Origin of the sequence: Mycolicibacter hiberniae, assembly GCF_010729485.1 — a bacterium.
In the GTDB taxonomy this organism is placed as follows: domain Bacteria; phylum Actinomycetota; class Actinomycetes; order Mycobacteriales; family Mycobacteriaceae; genus Mycobacterium; species Mycobacterium hiberniae.
Genome location: NZ_AP022609.1, coordinates 2,953,538 through 2,970,571, shown reverse-complemented (window position 1 = coordinate 2,970,571; position 17,034 = coordinate 2,953,538). Strand labels below are relative to the sequence as shown.

Below are 17,034 nucleotides of genomic sequence, written 5' to 3'. Positions count from 1 at the left end.
TGGAGAATATCATCACGGGCGCTATGCGAAAGATTCCCGCCGAGCTGGTTCAGCGCTACGAAGAGCAGGGGTGGTGGACCCGCGAAACCCTTGGTGACCTGCTCTCCGCGGGGCTGGCGGGCAACCCGGACACCGGGTTCGAGGTGCATTCGGCGGTGCGGCCATGGCGGGGGAGTTTCGGCGATGTGGAGCTCGTCGCCCGTCGGTTGGCGGCGGGGCTGCTGGCCCGCGGCGTCGGTCCGGGCGATGTGGTGGCGCTACAGCTGCCCAACTGGATGGAGGCCGCCGCGGCGTTCTGGGCGGCGGCGTTCCTGGGCGCGGTGGTGGTGCCCGTCGTGCACTTCTACGGCCCCCGGGAGCTGAGCTACATCCTGGCCGCCAGCCGCCCGCGGGTGTTCATCACCGCCGAGCGGTTCGGGCGGATGTGCTTCCGTCCCGAGCTGTGCGCCGACGTCCCGATTGTCGGGGTGGTGGGCGGGAGAGACGCGAGCGTGGTGGGCGGGAACGATGCGAGCGTGGTGGGCGGGAGAGACGCGAGCGTCGTCGACTTCGAGGATCTGCTCGCCGACGAGCCGATGGCGGGCACGCTCGACACCGACCCGGCGGGGCCGGCCCTGATCGCGTTCACCTCGGGGACCACCCGTGACCCCAAGGGGGTCATCCACAGTCACCAGACGCTGTGCTGCGAGACGCGCCAGTTGCTGGCCAACTACCCCGCAGACCGTGGGCGGCAGCTGACCGCCACCCCGGTCGGACACTTCATCGGCATGGTCGGCGCGTTTTTGATCCCGGTGCTCGACGGCGCGCCGATCGATCTTGCCGATGTCTGGGACCCGGCCAAGGTGCTGGCGCTGATGTCCGAGCAAGGGGTTTCGATCGGCGGCGGTCCGCCGTACTTCGTCACCAGCCTGCTCGACCATCCGGATTTCACCGACGCGCATCTGCGCCATATCCGCCACGTCGGCCTGGGCGGGTCGACGGTGCCCGGTGCGGTCACCCGCCGGCTGGCCGATCTGGGCATCTTCGTGTTCCGCTCCTACGGCAGCACCGAGCACCCGTCGATCACCGGTTCGCGCCCCAATGCGGCGGAGGACAAACGGCTGTTCACCGACGGGGATGCCCGTCCCGGCGTCGAGGTGCGGCTGGCTGCCGATGGCGAGATCTTGAGCCGCGGCCCGGACCTGTGTCTGGGCTACACCGACGATGCCCTGACCGAGGCGGCGTTCGACGCCGAGGGCTGGTATCACACCGGCGACATCGGCGTGTTCGACGCCGACGGGTATCTGACCATCACCGACCGCAAGGCCGACGTGATCATCCGCGGTGGCGAGAACATCAGTGCGGTCGAGGTCGAAGATGTCCTGCTGGCCATGCCGGCTGTGGCCGAGGCGATCGTGGTGGCGGTACCGGATGTGCGACTGGGGGAGCGCGCGGTCGCGGTCCTGCGGGTCAAGCCGGGGCACGCCTTGCCGACCATGGCGAACGTCCGGGAGCACTTCGAGCGCATGGGGGTGGCGCGGCAGAAGTGGCCGGAGGATCTGCATGAGGTCGAGGACTTCCCTCGCACCGCGAGCGGCAAGGTGCAGAAGTACCTGGTGCGCAAGCAGCTGGCCGAGCGTGTTGCAACGACACCGCTATGAGAATATGATTCTCGTAAGCTGAAAAGGAGCATTTCATGGGTCAACTGTCACATCGCGTCGACGTACCGTTCCCCTTGTTTGATGCGGACAATCACCTTTACGAGCCGCCGGAAGCGCTGACCAAGTACCTGCCCAAGGAATACAAGGACATCGTTCAGTACGTCGAGATCAATGGGCGCACCAAGATCGCCATCCGCGGCCAGATCAGTAATTACATTCCCAACCCGACGTTCTCGGTGGTGGCCAAGCCGGGTGCGTGGGAGGAGTACTTCAAGTACGGCAACCCCGACGGCAAGAGCAAGCGTGAGCTGTTCGGCGAGCCGATGAAGTCCATCCCGGCGTTCTTCGAGCCCGCCCCCCGGCTGAAGCTGATGGACGAGCTGGGCATCGACCGCTCGCTGATGTTTCCGACGCTGGCCAGTCTCATCGAGGAACGGCTGCGCGACGACCCGGTCGCCATCCACGTCATCGTGCACGCGCTGAATCAGTGGCTGGACGAGGTCTGGGGCTTCAACTACCAGAACCGCATCTTCACCACTCCGGTCATCACCCTTCCGATCGTCGAGAAAGCCATCGAAGAGCTGGAGTGGGTGGTCAAGCGCGGCGCCCGGGCCATCCTGATCCGGCCGGCTCCGGTGCCCGGCTTCCGCGGCCCGCGTTCGTTCGCGTTGCCCGAGTTCGACCCCTTCTGGGAGAAGTGCGTCGAATACGACGTCTTCATCGGGATGCACTCGTCGGACAGCGGCTACTCCCGGTACACCTCCGAATGGGACGGCGCCGTCGAAGAGATGCTGCCGTTCCAGACCAACGCCATGGGCATCCTCAACGAGTGGCGTCCGATCCAGGACGCGGTCGCTTCCTGGGTGATCCACGGTGCGCTGTTCCGGCACCCGAAGCTCAAGGTCGGCATTGTGGAAGCCGGCTCCAAGTGGATGTTCCCGCTGTTGGACTCCATGGCCGAGGTCTACCGGAAGGCGCCCGAGGCGTTCCTCGGCAACCCGATGGAGGAGATCAAGAACCGGATCTACGTCAGCCCGTTCTATGAGGAGGGCATCGACGACCTGATCAACCTGGTGGGCGTGGACCAGGTGCTCTACGGTTCTGACTGGCCGCACCCGGAGGGCCTGGCGGAGCCGACCCACTACATCACCGCGCTGTCGCATCTGCCTCTTGAGGACCAGGCCAAGATCATGGGCGGAAACCTCGGCCGGCTCGTCACCGTCTAGGGTGCCGCGCTGGCAGACCATTCCCGAGATGGTCCTCAGTGTCGGCGATCGCTTTGGAGACGCTGAGGCGATCGTCGACGGCTCGACACATCTGAGTTTCGCCGAGTTGGCCGACCGCGTCCGTTGCGCGGCAGGCGCATTCGCGGAGGCGGGCGTCGCCAAGGGTGATCGGGTGGCGGTCTGGGCGCCGAATTCGGCGGCGTGGATCATCGCGGCGTTCGGGCTGCTCACCGCGGGCGGGGTGCTGGTTCCGGTCAGCACCCGGTTCAAGCAGGCCGAGGCCGACGACATCATCGGCCGCAGCGGCGCGAAGCTCGTCCTGGCAGAGCAGGGCTTCCTCGGCGTGGATTTCAGCGCACCGACCGGAGTTCCGGTGATCGACCTGAACTCGGACTTCCTGAGCAACGGATCACCGCTGCACCGCACGGTCGACGGCAGCGATGTCGCCGACATCATCTTCACCTCCGGCACGACGGGCCGGCCCAAGGGCGTGATGATGACCCACCGGCAGAACCTGCGCCTGTATGCCGAATGGTGCGATCTGGCCGATCTGCGGCAGGGCGACCGGTATCTGATGGTCAATCCCTACTTTCACACTTTCGGCTACAAGGCGGGCTGCATCGCCGCGTGCATCCGCGGAGCCACCATGGTGCCGGTGCGGGTCTTCGACGCCGAGACCGTGCTGGAACTCGTTGAGTCCGAACGCATCACCATGCTGCCCGGTCCGCCGACGCTGTATCAGTCGCTGCTGGAGGCGGGTGGGAATCGAGACCTGTCGTCGCTGCGTGCCGCCGTCACCGGGGCCGCGGACATCCCGGTGGACCTGATCCGCCGGATCCGCAGCGAACTGCCGTTCCGGTCCATCATGACCGGTTACGGGCTCACCGAAGCCGGCACGGTGACGGCGTCGCGACCCGGCGACTCGTTCGAGGACATCGCGACCACGGCAGGCCAGGCCTGCGCCGACATCGAGGTCCGCATCGCCGGCGACGCGGAAACCGGAGAGGTCCTGGTGCGCGGCTACAACGTGATGGTCGGCTACCTCGACGACCCCGCCGCGACCGCCGAGGCTATCGACGCAGCGGGCTGGTTGCACACCGGCGACATCGGCACGCTCGATGACGCCGGGCGGTTGCGCATCGTCGGCCGTAAGAAGGACATGTTCATCGTCGGTGGCTTCAACGCCTACCCGGCAGAGATCGAGGGCTTCCTGCTGGAGCATCCGGAGATCGCGCACGCCGCGGTGATCGGGGTGCCCGACGAGCGACTCGGCCAAGTGGGCAAGGCGTTCGTGGTCAAGGCGGCGGGTGCGCAGATCGATGAGGCGGATGTGATCGCCTGGAGTCGCGAGCGGATGGCCGGATTCAAGGTGCCGCGCTCGGTGCGCTTCGTGGATGCGCTGCCGCTGAACGCCACCGGCAAGGTGGACAAGCAGCAGTTGCAGGCGAGGTCCGCCGCGGCCGGGGCGTGATACGTCGTGGCCGGTGCCGAAACAACATCCGGGGGCTGATCGCGGGGACCCTGCACGATTCGGAGCCGCTGACTTAAGTCATCGAATGCGCCCGCTCCTGGTGAGGCGATACTGTCATCACTGCGAGGCCTGCAGAGTCGGCGGGCGGAGGGGCAGGGCATGGCCGTGGCGGACAAGCCGGAGAAGATGACGGCGCGCGAGGTCCGGCGCCTGCAGACCCGGGAGCGGCTGCTCGGCGCGGCGACCGCCGAATTCAAGCGAACCGGGATGGCCCAGGCCGACGTCGGCGCGATTGTGGCTGCCGCCGGCGTCGCGCACGGCACGTTCTTCTTCCACTTCCCGACCAAAGAGCATGTGCTGCTGGAGCTCGAACGCCGAGAGGAAGAGCGAATCGCCAAGCAGTTCGAGAAGTTCCTGTCTGCGCCCCAGGACCTCTCGGGCATTTTGGCCGAATCTGCCCGCCTGGTCATCGACCTGGAGAGCCGGCTGGGCGACCCGCTGTTCACCGAGTTTCTGGCACTGCACTTCTCGCCGACCCGCCCATCCGCCGAAAACGGCGAGCATCATCCGTTGATCGTTCTGATCGCCGAATGCATCGAACGGGCAAGGCAGCGCGGCGAGGTCGACGGCGACGTCGTCGCGATGAACAGCGCGGTGTTTTACCTGCTGGGTCTGTATGCACTGCTCATCACCACGCATGACTGGCCCTCGCGTCCGGAGTTGGTCGCCGATTACCTGACCAGAACGCTCCGAGGGCTCGGTGTGCGGAGGCCGCCCGAAAGTCATTGACTTAAGTCAGTGACGGCCCTACCGTCGTAGGCGTTGTCCAACATGGCGAGGGGTGGCCCCGTGCGAACCGCATCGCAGCAACACCACGACGGGCTCGGGCTGGACGAGCACCTGGAGCTGTCCCATGCGGCCCAGCGGCGTGCCGACCGCTGGTTGATCAGCGGCGGCATGCTGATCGGTACCGCGGCGGCCGGTGTCTTCGGCCTGCCGCTGTTCCTGCGCGGAATCTGGTTGCAGCGCAAGGCTCAACGCGACGGGCTGACCGTGCGGCCGATGCTCGTGACGTTGCTGGGCTACCTGGTCATCATCGATGCCGCGATCAACGCCGTGGGGTGGGCCCTGGACACGGTGGCCAACCACACCCTGCTGGCCCGGGTGCTGCTCAACGGCTGGGGTGCGATGTTCGACGCCGGCTATTTCTGGCACTACAACGAGCTGTGGATCGGCGGGGCGGCCGGCCCGGGCGAGAAGGGCTGGGAGGTCGGCCTGATCTTCACCGTCTTCACCATGCGCATCGCGGCGGCAATCGGGTTCCTGCAGATGAAGCGTTGGGGTCACCAGTGGATGGTGGTGACCTGCTGGATGGGTGTGCTGATCTGGGTCGGCTACGTGTTGAACATGACCATGTATGCCGATGTGCGCTACGCCGGCGTGGTGTTCCCGGTGATCGGCTGGTGGCTCTACGACATCTTCTACATCACACCGTTTTTGGCGATCCCCTACCTGCACACCGTCAACCGCGAGATCTTCGCCGACTGACAAGACACCAAGGAGACGACGATGACCTGGCTCTGGGAGATTCTCCGCTACGTCGCCGCATGGGGCGGGACCTGTTTGATCATCGCGTTCTGGTACTGGATGTTCTCCAGCATCGGGACCTTCTGAACCACGTCAGACATGCACCCGATGGCGCTGGAGAGCAGCTGCGCGCTGACGGCCGTCGCGCTCAGCGGCGGGCGCCGCGACGGAGCGCGGTTGCTGACCGGCGCGCAGCGAAGCTTCGGCCTGAACCCGAACCTGTCCACTGTCTATGTGCCCCACCCAGGCGAGCCCGGCTGGACCAGGCGGACGGTGAGCTGCGGGGTGGCGCTGCAGTGCTCGCCGTCCAAGGAGCGCATCGCGCAGTATCAGCTGGGGGACCTCTCGCCACGCGAGCGTCGGGCACTGACCCTCATCGAGGCGCAGGTCGCCGTGGACTGGATCGCCGGGCGGTGGCCGGGTCTGATGGGCGAGCTGCAGCGGGTGCTGCCGGATCTCGATCCCGGCGATGCCGACATGCCGGCCGCCGAGATGTTCGACCGCGCTGTCGAGCTGGCGCGTAGCCGGCGACCACTGACCGCCCACCCCTTGATAGGGGCCCTGCCGTCCGCGTGGACGACACCGCAGAGCTTGAGCTCATCGGTGCGCCGGGCCGGCCGAATGCCGTGGTCCAGCAACCAGAAGCGGCGCCCCCGGCCCTATTCGATTCCGGTCGGCGGGGACGGGGGAGTTCGCAACACCGCGTTGCCGCCGCCCAGCCGGCCCGAAGAGGACGATCGTTTCATCGGCCGCGACCGGCGGCCGGGCATCCCGTACCCGGAGTGGAACACCCACACCGGCAGCCTGCTGCCCGACCACGTCGCCGTCATCGAACTCAGCCGCCGAACATCGGCCGGCCAACCCTCGGCAGCCGCGGTCGACCTGCGTAAGTGGTTCGAACAACCCACGGTTCGGGCCATGACCAATCGCCTTGTCGACGGATGCGATCTTGACGTCGACGCCTATGTCAGCCACCGCCTCGACGTCTTGGCCGGGCAAGCCGAAGAGCCGCGGATCTTCCGGGAATTGCTGCCGGCGAGCCGGGACGTGACCACCGCGGTGCTGCTGGACGCGAGCTCGTCGCTGGGGGCGCACGGGGGTCGGTTGTTCGGACTGGAGCTCGCCTGCGCTGATGCACTCTCGGCAGCGATGACCGGTGCACGGCAGCGCCATGGCATCTTTGCCTTCACCGGCAACACGCGCCACCGCGTAGAGGTGCATTGCCTCAAGGACTTCGGCGACCGCAGGTTCGTAGCGCCGAGCGGGCTGGGCCTGATCGCCGGTGGTTATACCCGCCTGGGTGCGCCGCTGCGCCATCTGACCAGCCGGCTGCTGACACAACCCGGGCAGCGGCGGCTACTTCTGATGATCGGCGACGGCCTGATGTCCGATGAGGGCTATGAAGGCCGATATGCGTGGGCCGATGTGGCCCATGCCGTCGCCGAAGCCGATCAAGCAGGGGTGTGCGTGTACTACGTCGGCGTCGGTCCCGTACGGGTCGACCCGCTTCCCGAGGTGTTCGGACCGCGCCGCTCCCAACGGATTCGGCGGGCCGCGGAGCTACCGCGAGTACTGGCCCACGTGCACCGCGAACTGACCGCAGCATGACCGACGACGTGCAAGGATCGCAATGAGCAGCGATGTCTACTTCGCCAACGGCAATGAAGTGCAGTTGTTCGAGAAGGCGTACCTGCGCCGCATCCCGGTGATGCTCACCGGTCCCACCGGCTGCGGCAAGACCCGCCTCGTCGAGCACATGGGCCAACTGCTGGGGCGCCCGGTGATCACCATCAGCTGCCACGATGATCTGACCAGCTCGGATCTGGTGGGCCGGTTCATGGTGGCCGGTGGCGATGTGGTGTGGACCGACGGGCCGCTGACCACGGCGGTGAAGACCGGTGCGATCTGCTATCTCGACGAAGTCGTCGAGGCGCGGCACGACTCGCTGGCCGTACTGCACTCGCTGACCGATCATCGGCGCACCTTGTTCTTGGATCGTGCCGCCGAAACTGTCAACGCCCCGGACACCTTCATGCTGGTCTGCTCCTACAACCCGGCGTACCGGAGCTCGCTCAAGGAGCTCAAGCCGTCCTTCCGTCAGCGGTTCGCCACGCTGCCCATGGACTATCTGCCACCGGAGCGCGAAGCCGCGGTGATCGTCGCCGAAACCGGCGTCGAGCCGCAGATCGCCGCCCGTCTGGTGCAATGCGCCACGGCGCTGCGCACCGCCGATCAGGCGTTTCATTTCGAACCGCCCTCCACCCGCACGCTGGTCAATGCCGCGGAACTGGTGGCCGCCGGTGCGGGCGAGTTCGAAGCCGCTCAAGCATGCATCCTCGCGCCACTGACCACCGATGGCGCAATCCATGACGGCCTACGTGAAGTGGCAGCCGGCGTGATCAGCGAGCGCCCCTAGGAAAGGAAGTCGCAGAAATGGATCAGCAGGAACGCAATCGCAAAAGAGCCCTCATCGTCTTTCAGATCTTCATCTACGGCTATCTGGCGATCATGTTCGGCATTCAGCTCTACATGTCGTTCGCCCGGGGTTGGTGGCAGCTGTGAGGCCAACCGTGCAGGGCTCCACGGCGGACTTCGCCGGGATCGAGGAGCACGAGACGCTATCGCGCACCGCCCAACGCCGGGCGGACCGCTGGATGATCGCCGGCGCGGCGCTGATGGGCATGTGGGTGCCGGGCATCATCGGTCTGCCGGTCTTCCTGCGCGGGGTCTGGCTGCAGCGGCAATCGCTGCAGGCGGGTTTGGCAGTACGGCCCATGATCGTCACCCTGATCGGCTATCTGGTGTTGATCGACGGTGCCCTCAACAGTCTCGGGTGGGCGCTGGACCTGGTCGCCAACCACACCCTGATCAACCGGGTCCTGATGATCGGCTGGGGCGGGATGTTCGACGCCGGCTACTTCTGGCACTACAACGAGTTGTGGATCGGGGGCTCAGCCGGGCCCGGCGAGAAGTCCATGGTCTTCGGCATGATCCTCACCGTTTTTGCGATGCGCTGCGCGGCGGCGATCGGATTCCTGCAGATGAAGCGCTGGGGTCACCAATGGATGATCGTCACCTGCTGGATGGGCGTACTCATCTGGATTCTCTACGTGTTCAACATGACCATGTATGCCGATGTGCGCTACGCCGGCGTGGTGTTCCCGGTGATCGGCTGGTGGCTCTACGACATCTTCTACATCACACCGTTTTTGGCCATCCCCTACCTGCACACCGTCAACCGGGAGATCTTCTCCGACTGATCAAGGAGCCCAACGATGACAACACCTGCTACCGAAGCGCTGCCGCCGGGCACCACCCCCTACTACGCCCGGATGCACACCTGGATCAAGCGGGCCACCCTGGTGTGTTTGGTGGCGCTGGTGATCGAGGGCGCCTTCACCCTGCCGTTCATGGCGGTCTACTACGGCTATCCGACGCTGAGCCTCACAGAGATCTGCAGCGAACTGCTCAAGACCCGCTTCTCCGACGACACCCTGGAGTGCAAGTATCCCTACCCGCCGCTCGGGCCACCCGAAGGGGCCGCCGGCAAAGCCAGTGCGCAAGACGAATGGGGCATCCAGCCCGTACCCCACTACCACCGGCTGCGTTTCCGGGAACTGGTGCGCATCCATAACGAGCGGATTGCCCAGCAGGACTAGCCGCCAAGGCCGCCAGGAGATAGCTAGTGCCGGCCAGGTCCGCCCGGTCCGCCAGGGCCGGGTCCCGCCGGGCCGGGTCCGATAGGCCCGGGGCCGGCCGGACCGACGCCGACGGGGCCGACGACGCCACCGGGTCCGACGGGGCCGCCGACACCGACGCCGGCCGGTCCGACGGGCCCGATGAACGGATGCGGGTCCACGCCCCCGGGCTCGCACTGGTTTGTCTCGGTGTTGAAGTACATGCCGTAGCCGCAGCCATCCAGCGGCACGGCCCGGCTGACGGCGGGTGAAGCCAGACCGATCAGCGCGACTGATGTCACAGCAAGGGCGAATACCGGCAGTGTGGCGCGATACCGGAGCAGTGGACTCATTGCCGTCCTCATCTCTGTTTGTCGTCGGGGCGCGGCTGACCTGTCAGCAGCTCACCCTAGTCCTGCGCCATCGGATCCACGTGCGGATCACCAGGATACGGTCCGCCTGCCCGGCGTTCAGTACTGTGTGCAGCCCTGATCCACCGGAATCGCGGCCGCGGTCACCAGATGGGAGTCGGCACTGGCCAGCCAGCACACCGTGCCGGCGATGTCGTCGGGCTCGGCTATCCAGGTGGGCAGAAACGGGGTGAGCATCTGCGAGAGTTGTGGATTGCTCTCCATCGCCTGGCCCAGCGCGCTGATCATGTCGCCGGTGCCCATGTCGGTGTTCACCGGACCCGGGTGCACGCTGTTGACCCGGATCGCGTGCTTGCCCAGTTCGGCGGCGAACGCACGGGCCATGCCGGTGACCGCGTGCTTGCTTGCGGTGTAGTGGACCATGAACGGCTGCATCTTGATGCCCGCGGCGGAACTGATCAAGATGATCGAGCCGCCACGCTTGCCGGCGATGATGTGCGGGGCACCTGCCATCACGGTGTTCCAGGTACCGGTCACGTTGATCTCCATGACGTCGCGAAAATTCCCCGGAGAGATGGCATCCCAGGCCTGCGGCGCTGCGACACCGGCATTGGCGACGACGATGTCCAGGCGCCCCAGGCTCGCCACCCCGTCGGCTACCGCCTCGCGCAGGCCGTCGAAGTCGCGGGTGTCGACGACCGCGGACACCATGCGCCGGCCGGCGGCCTGCACCAGCCGGACCGTTTCGGCCAGGTCTTCGGGGCTCGCCGGGTTGTACGGCACGCAGTCGGGCAGCTTGCCGGCGATGTCGACGGCGATGATGTCGGCTCCCTCGCTTGCCATCCGCACGGCGTGGGCGCGGCCCTGTCCCCGCGCTGCGCCGGTGATGAATGCCACCTTGTCGGTCAGCCGGCCTGTCATATGCGTTCCCTCCGTTGCTCTGCGCCCGCGACAGCGCGGTCGCGCGTCGTCAGCATGTCCTGTATTCGGCGTTTGTCGACCTTGCCCGTCGGACCACGGGGTATGGCGTCGGTGCCCGGCACCACCAGCCATACCGTCGGCACCTTGAACGGGCTCAACACATCCCGGGCGCGATCACGCAGCATCTCGACGCTCAGCCCGGCACCGGCGATCACCGCCGCCACCCGGTTTCCCGCTCGGTCGGCGAGGTTGACGACCACCGCGTCGCGCACACCGGTGATGCTCCGCAGTGCCTTCTCGACTTCGCTGGGATAGACCGTGGCGCCGCTGACCTTGAACATGTCATCGGATCGTCCGTGGTAGTACAGGAATCCGTCCTGATCGAGGCGGCCGAGATCCCCGGTGGGGTAGTAGCCGTCGGCGGTGAAGGTCTGTTCCCGGGAGCGTCCGCAGAGGCCGCGCAGCGTGTGCGGCCCGCGCAGTTGGATCATGCCGATCGTCTCGGCGGCCACCGGAGCGCCGGTCGCGCTGTCGACGATGCGAACGTCCATGCCGGCGAACGGCTTACCGCAGCTTCCCCAGGCCGAGCGCGGCAAGTCGGTGTCTGCGGCGTAGCCGCAGTACGGCCCGAAAGACTCCGTCATACCGAAGAGATTGGCCCGGGCCCCGGGCTCGGCGCGCAATTGCGGTGGCAGCAGCGCGTCCAGACTGCCCGGTTGTAAGGCGGAAAGGTCGGTGTCGCCCGCATGGCTTGCCAACGCGGCGGCCTGATCCGGCCAGCCCCGGAACAGCGTCACTCGTTCGGCTTCCAGCAACCTGCAGGTGGACTCGGGTGTCGGGCGCTCCTCGGTGACCAGGGTGGCCCCGGCCATCAGTGCCGACAGCACTCCGCCGCCCAATCCGCCCACCCAGAAGAACGGCATCGGCAGGTACAGCCGCGTGTTCGCGGTGATGCAGCGGGCAGCCAATCCGGATTCGACGGCGCCCAGCGCACTGCCGTGCGAATGCACCACTCCTTTCGGGGGGCCGCTGCTGCCGGAGGTGAAGACGATCAGCAGCAGGTCGGCAGGAGTCACGGTCGCGGTCATGGCGTCGACGATTCGGCGGGCAGCGGACGCCGCGGTGGCGCGGGCCACCCAACCGGTCGACCAAACCTGCTGCAAGGCCGGCAGCTCGGCCGAGGGGGTGCGCAGGTCGTCGAGATAGCGGCGGCCGCGAAACTCCTCGACGCTGATCAGGACCGACACGCCGGCGACTCGCAACTGAGCCGCGAGTTCGGGCGGCGGCAGCAAGGTGCTCAGCGGCACCAGCACCGCCCCGATCCGGGTCAGCGCAATCGCGATGCGGACCCAGTCGACGCCGTTGGGCATGAGCAGCCCCACCCGTGTGCCCTTGCCGACTCCGCCCTGGACGAAGACCGCGGCAAGCTCCCGCGTCGATGCGTCCAGATCGCCGTAGCTGAGGCGCTGAGCCGGGTCGATCACCATCGGCTTGTTCGGGTCGGCGGCGGCACGCGCACGCACCACCGCATCGACGGTCAGCGCGACCGGGGCGGGATCAGTCATCGAGGAACTCCGCCAGCCGGCGCAGGTCGACCTTCCCGCCGGGCCGCAGCGGGATCCGGGCGGCCGGGACTGCGGTGATCCGGCGCGGAATCTTGAAGCTGGCGAGCTCGGCGGCAAGCCGGGCGCGTAGGTGTGCCTGGTCGACATCGTCGGCGACGATCACCGCCGCGACCAGGTGGCCCCGGTCGGGGTCGGGGACGCCGAAGACGTGCGCGACCGATCCGCCGGTCACCTTGGCAATGGCTCGTTCCACCTCCGCCGGGAAGACGCTGGCGCCCGCGGTCTTGATCATCCGGTCGCGCCGGCCGAGGTAGTAATAGAAGCCGTCCGCGTCGGTGCGGACCAGATCGCCGGTGTGGAACCACCCATCGGCATCGAAACACTCTTCCCTGCTGCGCTTGTGGTAACGCTGCATCATGTAGCGGCCGCGTACCCACAGCTCCCCGTCGTGCACCCGGCATTCGAATCCGGGGGCCGGTTTACCGAAGCTACCCCGCCGGTGCTCGGGCTGAACGGAGTCGTCGCCGCTGACCAGTATCGGGCCCCCGGACTCGGTCATCCCGAGCATGCCGTGCCGCAGTTCGGGGTCGCAGGGCCGTGCGTCCGGCGGCATCAACGGGTACAGATTCCCGCGCCGCAGGCTGGACAGGTCACGGGAGGGAAGGCTCGGGTGTTGTGCCAGCGCGGCGATACCGCTGAGGAAACCGTTGGCCATCGTGGGCTTCTCGGCCTCCAACAGGTCCAGAGTGAGGCCGGGGTCGGTGGCGTTGGAGCACAGCAGCGTCGCCCCGGCGATCATGGTTGCCAGCAGCGCGAACGCGAACCCGCCGATCCAGAAGAACGGTGAGTTGCAGAACAGGGTGTCCTCGGCGGTCAGCCGCCGGATCGCATTGAGGTCGCGTTGATGGCCGATCAGACCGGCGTGCGTGTGCACCGCGCCCTTGGGCGCGCCGGTCGAACCGGAGGTGTAGACGATCGCCAGCTGGTCAGCGCCGGCAACAGCGTCCTCCAGGGCTCGCAGGGACGTCGCGGCGTCCTGGTCGCCGGCAGCGCTGGAGTGTTCGGCGTCGAAGAGCACATGACGCAGTTGCGGCACATTGCTGCTCAGCAGTGCAGCGCCGCCGTCGAGATCCACGTCGGCGAGGATCTCGGTCAGCTGGGCCCGGTAGTCGTGCGATCGGTAGGAGGGCGCGGCCAGCAGCATGCTCACGTCGCTGTGCACCAACTGCACCCGCAGTTCCGCCGTCGCCGCCAGGGTGGCGAACGGTACCACCACGGCGCCGATCCGGCCCGCGGCGAGCAGCCCGATGACGAATGCCGTGCCGTTCGGGTACAACAGCCCGATGTGGCTGCCCGGGCCGGCGCCCAGCGCCAGGAGCCGACGGGCCAGCGCGGCCGAGCGTTGTTCGGCGTCGGCGTAGCTGATCCGGTCGCTGTCGCAGATCAGCAGGGGGTGGGCGCCGCGTGCGCGTGCCTGAGCGCGCAGCAGCGCCGGCAGGGTTTCAGCGAGCATGTCTGCTCCGCGTCGTGATCAGCTCTCGCACGGCACCCAGATCGGCCTTGCCCGAAGACGTGCGCGGAAGGGCATCGACGATCGCGATCTCGGTGGGAATCTCATAGCGGGCCAACCGCTCGCGCAGGAACGCCGTCAGGGTCTCGGGGTCGGTGTGGGCACCGTCGCGCAGTTCGACAGCGGCCACCGGCGTCTGGCCGAGCCGTGCGTCGGCCCGGGCCACCACCGCGGCACTGTGGACGGCCGGGTGGGCCTCCAGGGCCACCCGCACGTCGTCGGGCAGCACTTTGAACCCGCCCCGGATGATGGCCTGATCCGCCCGGCCCAGAATCCACAGGAAACCGTCGGCATCGATGCGCGCCAAGTCGGTGGTGCGGATCCAGTCCGCTTCGGGGCCCAGTTGTCCCGGTTTGGCCTCCAGCAGGCCCGGCTGGTCCGCCCCGAGCGGGGTGCCGTCCTGGTCGACGACGCGCAGCTGTGCGCCGAGGCTCGCGCGCCCGACGCTGCCGCGTTTGCGCTGCCAGAACCGCCGATGGTCCTCCAGTGTCCAGCTGGCCACCCCGCCACCGAATTCGGTTGCCGCATAGGACGTCAGAACGGGTATCCCGAACTTGGCGGTGAAGGCATCGGCGTCGTCGGCGGACAGCGGGGCGGTACCCGAGGTGACGGCGCGGATGCTCTCCAGATCCTCGCGGCCCAGGTCGGAGTGCAGGACCGTGCGCAAAGCGGCCGGTACCAGCGACACGGCACGCGGCCGGCACTGACGCACCGCTTGGGCCCAGCGTCGCAGCTCGAATCGCTCCAGCAGTACAAAGGGCCGCGCCTCGGCGATGCACTGCAGCACCCGGTACACGCCTCCGATGTGCACCAACGGTGCGTTGACGATCGCGATACCGCGGCGCAGCTGCTCCGGGGCCGGGGCGACGGCATAGTCGGGTCCGATGACGCTGTGCGCCAGCATGTCGTAGCGCAGGTCGACGCGTTTGGGCGGCCCGGTGGTTCCGCTGGTCAGCATCGACACCGCCACCCCGGGCCGTCCGGGACCGAGGTGGGCTTCGGCGGCTTGGATCTTCGGCTCGACGGCCAGATCGGAGATCGCCACCCTGGTGGTGCGCGACGTCGCGGGGACCAGCGCCGCCAGGTCGTCTGGGGAACCGATGATCACCGGCAGGTCCAGCGCGGCTATCTCGGCGCGGGTGCGGTCATCGCCGCGAGCGGGATTGATCACCACCACGCACCCGCCGGCCAGCAGCACTCCGAGCAGGGCGGCCACCTGGGGGGGACGGTTGCGCAGCAGTATCCCCACCCGAGCGCCGGGCTCAACCGTGCCGGCGATGCGCCATGCCTGGGTCGCCAGTGCGGACCAGGAGTGCCAATCGTTTTCGTACTGCAGCGCCGCCGCATCGGGGTCCAGCTCGAGCACGTCGGCGATGCGCCGGTTCAGCGGATGGGTCATCAGCGCAACCGTGGCGGTGTGGCGGGGCGCGGGGGCAGCGCGTCGAGTTCGGCCTTGCCCAGGGGGTTGCCCAGCCGGGTGTAGATCAGGCCCTGGTCCAAGGCGGCCCGGTACGGCTTGTCCAGCGACTCCCAGATGGCCTTGACCGTGCCCTGGGTGGCCGACGGCGGCTTGGCCGCGATCGTCGCGGCGATCTGGTGTGCGCGCTCCCAGAGCTGGTCGCGGGCCACGACCTCCGACACCAGGCCGAGGCGTAAGGCGGTCTGCGCCCCGACCCGTTCGTCGTTGCCCATCAAAGCGATTCGCAGTGCTTCGCCCAATCCGATCTTGCGCATCAGTCCGATCGGCTCAAGTGCGCAGACCAGCCCCGCCGAGACGTGGGAGTCGAAGAAGGTGGCCTCCTCCGAACAGATCACCACGTCGGCCTCGTTGATGAAGTAGAACGCGCCCGCGGTGCACATTCCCTGCACGGCGCAGATGACGGGTTTGAACATCTTCTGCCACTTGGGACTGAGCGCTTCGCCGGGATCCTCGTGGTTCCAGACATTGTCGGGCTGGCCGTAGGGCTCTTTGATGTCCAGGCCGGCGCTGAACGCCCGGTCGCCGGCGGCGCGCAGCACAACGGCGTTGACGCCCGCGTCGAGTTTGACGATGCGCCATGCGGCCGCCAATTCCTCGCACATGGTGCGGTCGAATGCGTTCAGCCGCTCCGGGCGATTCAACGTGATGGTGGCGACGCGGTCGCCGCGGTCGAAGTCGAGCAGGATCGTGGTGAACGCAGGACTCATCGGCACTGCCACTCCGGGGCCCGCTTCTCGACGAAGGCCCGCGGACCCTCGAGCGAATCCGCGGTGTGTAGGTTGCGTTCTCGGAACGACTCGGCGAGCATTTCCGCCTCGTGCAGCGGCAGGTCCAAACCTTTGAGGATCGCCAGCCGCGTCCCGCGTACCGCAAGGGGTGCGTTGGAGTTGACGGTGTCGGCGATCTCGTGGGCGCGCGCCAGCAATCCGTCGTGCGCGACCACCTCGCTGATCATGCCGAGCTCGTAGGCGCGCTGCGCATCCATGCGTTCGTGCTTGCCCATCATGGCCATTCGCAATGCGACGGAACGGGGCAACACCCGGGCCAGTCGCACCACTTCGCGCCCGGCGACCAGGCCGATCGAAACATGCGGATCGAAGAACGTCGCGCGGTCCGAGGCGATCACGATGTCGCAGGTGGTCACCCAGTCCAGTCCCGCGCCGCAACAGAGCCCGTTGATCGCCGCCAGCACCGGCTTGGCCATCGTCCGGAACGGCGGAGTGCCCTCCTGCGGAGCCTCCCATTGTTCGTAGGTCGACAGATAGGGCCGTTCATTGATCACTTTGCCGTCGCCGGGGATCGCTTTGACGTCGGCCCCGGTACAAAACGCCCGACCATTGCCGGTGACGATGATCGTCCATACCGTGTCGTCGTTCTCGGCCCGGTCGTAGGCGGTTCGAAGTTCGGTGATCATGTGCGGGCTCAGGGCGTTGAGCGCCTCCGGGCGGTTCAGCGTGATGGTGGCGGTGTGCCCGCGTACGTCGTAGGCAATGGTGTCGAAGGTCGGCATGGGCTGGATCCTTGTC

At 67.4% G+C, this 17,034-nt stretch carries 17 protein-coding genes; 10 read left to right on the top strand and 7 right to left on the bottom strand.

Annotated features, from left to right (window positions below; all coding sequences use genetic code 11):
• Positions 1 to 23: 23 nt before the first annotated feature.
• The 10 genes from G6N14_RS14070 (at position 24) to G6N14_RS14030 (ending at position 9,583) form a co-directional block, all read left to right on the top strand.
• Entirely contained in the window at positions 24 to 1,640 is a 1,617-nt protein-coding gene (locus tag G6N14_RS14070; protein ID WP_085137281.1) for an AMP-binding protein, read from the top strand.
• A 35-nt stretch (positions 1,641 to 1,675) separates the two neighbouring features.
• Positions 1,676 to 2,866 (top strand): amidohydrolase family protein, encoded by a 1,191-nt coding sequence (locus G6N14_RS14065; RefSeq protein WP_085137283.1) that lies wholly within the window; start codon positions 1,676 to 1,678, stop codon positions 2,864 to 2,866.
• Position 2,867: 1 nt separating this feature from the next.
• A complete protein-coding gene (locus G6N14_RS14060) occupies positions 2,868 to 4,337 on the top strand; it encodes a FadD3 family acyl-CoA ligase (RefSeq protein ID WP_109559923.1) in 1,470 nt (489 codons plus the stop codon).
• A 159-nt stretch (positions 4,338 to 4,496) separates the two neighbouring features.
• A complete protein-coding gene (locus G6N14_RS14055) occupies positions 4,497 to 5,126 on the top strand; it encodes a TetR family transcriptional regulator (RefSeq protein WP_085137287.1) in 630 nt (209 codons plus the stop codon).
• A 42-nt stretch (positions 5,127 to 5,168) separates the two neighbouring features.
• A complete protein-coding gene (locus G6N14_RS14050) occupies positions 5,169 to 5,885 on the top strand; it encodes a hypothetical protein (protein ID WP_085137434.1) in 717 nt (238 codons plus the stop codon).
• A gap of 138 nt (positions 5,886 to 6,023) precedes the next feature.
• Entirely contained in the window at positions 6,024 to 7,532 is a 1,509-nt protein-coding gene (locus G6N14_RS14045) for a nitric oxide reductase activation protein NorD (protein ID WP_085137289.1), read from the top strand.
• A 22-nt stretch (positions 7,533 to 7,554) separates the two neighbouring features.
• A complete protein-coding gene (locus tag G6N14_RS14040) occupies positions 7,555 to 8,340 on the top strand; it encodes a CbbQ/NirQ/NorQ/GpvN family protein (RefSeq protein ID WP_085137291.1) in 786 nt (261 codons plus the stop codon).
• 17 nt (positions 8,341 to 8,357) lie between these two features.
• Complete coding sequence (locus G6N14_RS21230; RefSeq protein ID WP_024441860.1) at positions 8,358 to 8,486, top strand: hypothetical protein; 129 nt, start codon at positions 8,358 to 8,360, stop codon at positions 8,484 to 8,486.
• Positions 8,483 to 9,184 carry a hypothetical protein gene (locus G6N14_RS14035; protein ID WP_234809028.1) on the top strand — a complete coding sequence of 234 codons (702 nt, stop codon included), beginning with the start codon at positions 8,483 to 8,485 and terminating at the stop codon, positions 9,182 to 9,184. Before G6N14_RS21230 ends, G6N14_RS14035 begins: the two co-directional genes overlap by 4 nt.
• A gap of 15 nt (positions 9,185 to 9,199) precedes the next feature.
• The gene (locus G6N14_RS14030) at positions 9,200 to 9,583 is read left to right on the top strand and encodes a hypothetical protein (protein WP_085137294.1); all 384 of its coding nucleotides are present in this window, start codon (positions 9,200 to 9,202) and stop codon (positions 9,581 to 9,583) included.
• 23 nt (positions 9,584 to 9,606) lie between these two features.
• Here G6N14_RS14030 and G6N14_RS14025 read toward each other — a convergent pair whose 3' ends face one another.
• From G6N14_RS14025 to G6N14_RS13995, 7 genes are all read right to left on the bottom strand, one after another.
• Positions 9,607 to 9,954 (bottom strand): hypothetical protein, encoded by a 348-nt coding sequence (locus G6N14_RS14025; protein WP_133054956.1) that lies wholly within the window; start codon positions 9,952 to 9,954, stop codon positions 9,607 to 9,609.
• 117 nt (positions 9,955 to 10,071) lie between these two features.
• A complete protein-coding gene (locus tag G6N14_RS14020; RefSeq protein ID WP_085137296.1) occupies positions 10,072 to 10,893 on the bottom strand; it encodes a mycofactocin-coupled SDR family oxidoreductase in 822 nt (273 codons plus the stop codon).
• Positions 10,890 to 12,458, bottom strand: a complete 1,569-nt coding sequence (locus G6N14_RS14015; protein ID WP_085137298.1) for a class I adenylate-forming enzyme family protein — start codon at positions 12,456 to 12,458, stop codon at positions 10,890 to 10,892. The genes G6N14_RS14020 and G6N14_RS14015 overlap by 4 nt, the downstream gene beginning before the upstream one ends.
• Entirely contained in the window at positions 12,451 to 13,971 is a 1,521-nt protein-coding gene (locus G6N14_RS14010; RefSeq protein WP_085137300.1) for a class I adenylate-forming enzyme family protein, read from the bottom strand. The genes G6N14_RS14015 and G6N14_RS14010 overlap by 8 nt, the downstream gene beginning before the upstream one ends.
• Positions 13,961 to 15,427 (bottom strand): class I adenylate-forming enzyme family protein, encoded by a 1,467-nt coding sequence (locus G6N14_RS14005; RefSeq protein WP_085137302.1) that lies wholly within the window; start codon positions 15,425 to 15,427, stop codon positions 13,961 to 13,963. The genes G6N14_RS14010 and G6N14_RS14005 overlap by 11 nt, the downstream gene beginning before the upstream one ends.
• On the bottom strand, positions 15,427 to 16,215 hold the full coding sequence (locus G6N14_RS14000) for an enoyl-CoA hydratase/isomerase family protein (RefSeq protein WP_179960839.1): 789 nt from the start codon (positions 16,213 to 16,215) through the stop codon (positions 15,427 to 15,429). Before G6N14_RS14000 ends, G6N14_RS14005 begins: the two co-directional genes overlap by 1 nt.
• A complete protein-coding gene (locus G6N14_RS13995) occupies positions 16,212 to 17,018 on the bottom strand; it encodes an enoyl-CoA hydratase/isomerase family protein (RefSeq protein WP_085137306.1) in 807 nt (268 codons plus the stop codon). Before G6N14_RS13995 ends, G6N14_RS14000 begins: the two co-directional genes overlap by 4 nt.
• Between the last annotated feature and the right edge of the window lie 16 nt (positions 17,019 to 17,034).

What these genes read in the sequence shown, in the direction of transcription:
- G6N14_RS14010 (WP_085137300.1), bottom strand. Translation starts at nt 13,971, where the DNA reads ATGCTCGCTGAAACCCTGCCGGCGCTGCTGCGCGCTCAGGCACGCGCA.
- G6N14_RS14065 (WP_085137283.1), top strand. Translation starts at nt 1,676, where the DNA reads ATGGGTCAACTGTCACATCGCGTCGACGTACCGTTCCCCTTGTTTGAT.
- G6N14_RS14055 (WP_085137287.1), top strand. Translation starts at nt 4,497, where the DNA reads ATGGCCGTGGCGGACAAGCCGGAGAAGATGACGGCGCGCGAGGTCCGG.
- G6N14_RS14005 (WP_085137302.1), bottom strand. Translation starts at nt 15,427, where the DNA reads ATGACCCATCCGCTGAACCGGCGCATCGCCGACGTGCTCGAGCTGGAC.
- G6N14_RS14030 (WP_085137294.1), top strand. Translation starts at nt 9,200, where the DNA reads ATGACAACACCTGCTACCGAAGCGCTGCCGCCGGGCACCACCCCCTAC.
- G6N14_RS14025 (WP_133054956.1), bottom strand. Translation starts at nt 9,954, where the DNA reads ATGAGTCCACTGCTCCGGTATCGCGCCACACTGCCGGTATTCGCCCTT.
- G6N14_RS14070 (WP_085137281.1), top strand. Translation starts at nt 24, where the DNA reads ATGCGAAAGATTCCCGCCGAGCTGGTTCAGCGCTACGAAGAGCAGGGG.
- G6N14_RS14045 (WP_085137289.1), top strand. Translation starts at nt 6,024, where the DNA reads ATGCACCCGATGGCGCTGGAGAGCAGCTGCGCGCTGACGGCCGTCGCG.
- G6N14_RS13995 (WP_085137306.1), bottom strand. Translation starts at nt 17,018, where the DNA reads ATGCCGACCTTCGACACCATTGCCTACGACGTACGCGGGCACACCGCC.
- G6N14_RS21230 (WP_024441860.1), top strand. Translation starts at nt 8,358, where the DNA reads ATGGATCAGCAGGAACGCAATCGCAAAAGAGCCCTCATCGTCTTTCAG.
- G6N14_RS14040 (WP_085137291.1), top strand. Translation starts at nt 7,555, where the DNA reads ATGAGCAGCGATGTCTACTTCGCCAACGGCAATGAAGTGCAGTTGTTC.
- G6N14_RS14050 (WP_085137434.1), top strand. Translation starts at nt 5,169, where the DNA reads ATGGCGAGGGGTGGCCCCGTGCGAACCGCATCGCAGCAACACCACGAC.
- G6N14_RS14000 (WP_179960839.1), bottom strand. Translation starts at nt 16,215, where the DNA reads ATGAGTCCTGCGTTCACCACGATCCTGCTCGACTTCGACCGCGGCGAC.
- G6N14_RS14020 (WP_085137296.1), bottom strand. Translation starts at nt 10,893, where the DNA reads ATGACAGGCCGGCTGACCGACAAGGTGGCATTCATCACCGGCGCAGCG.
- G6N14_RS14015 (WP_085137298.1), bottom strand. Translation starts at nt 12,458, where the DNA reads ATGACTGATCCCGCCCCGGTCGCGCTGACCGTCGATGCGGTGGTGCGT.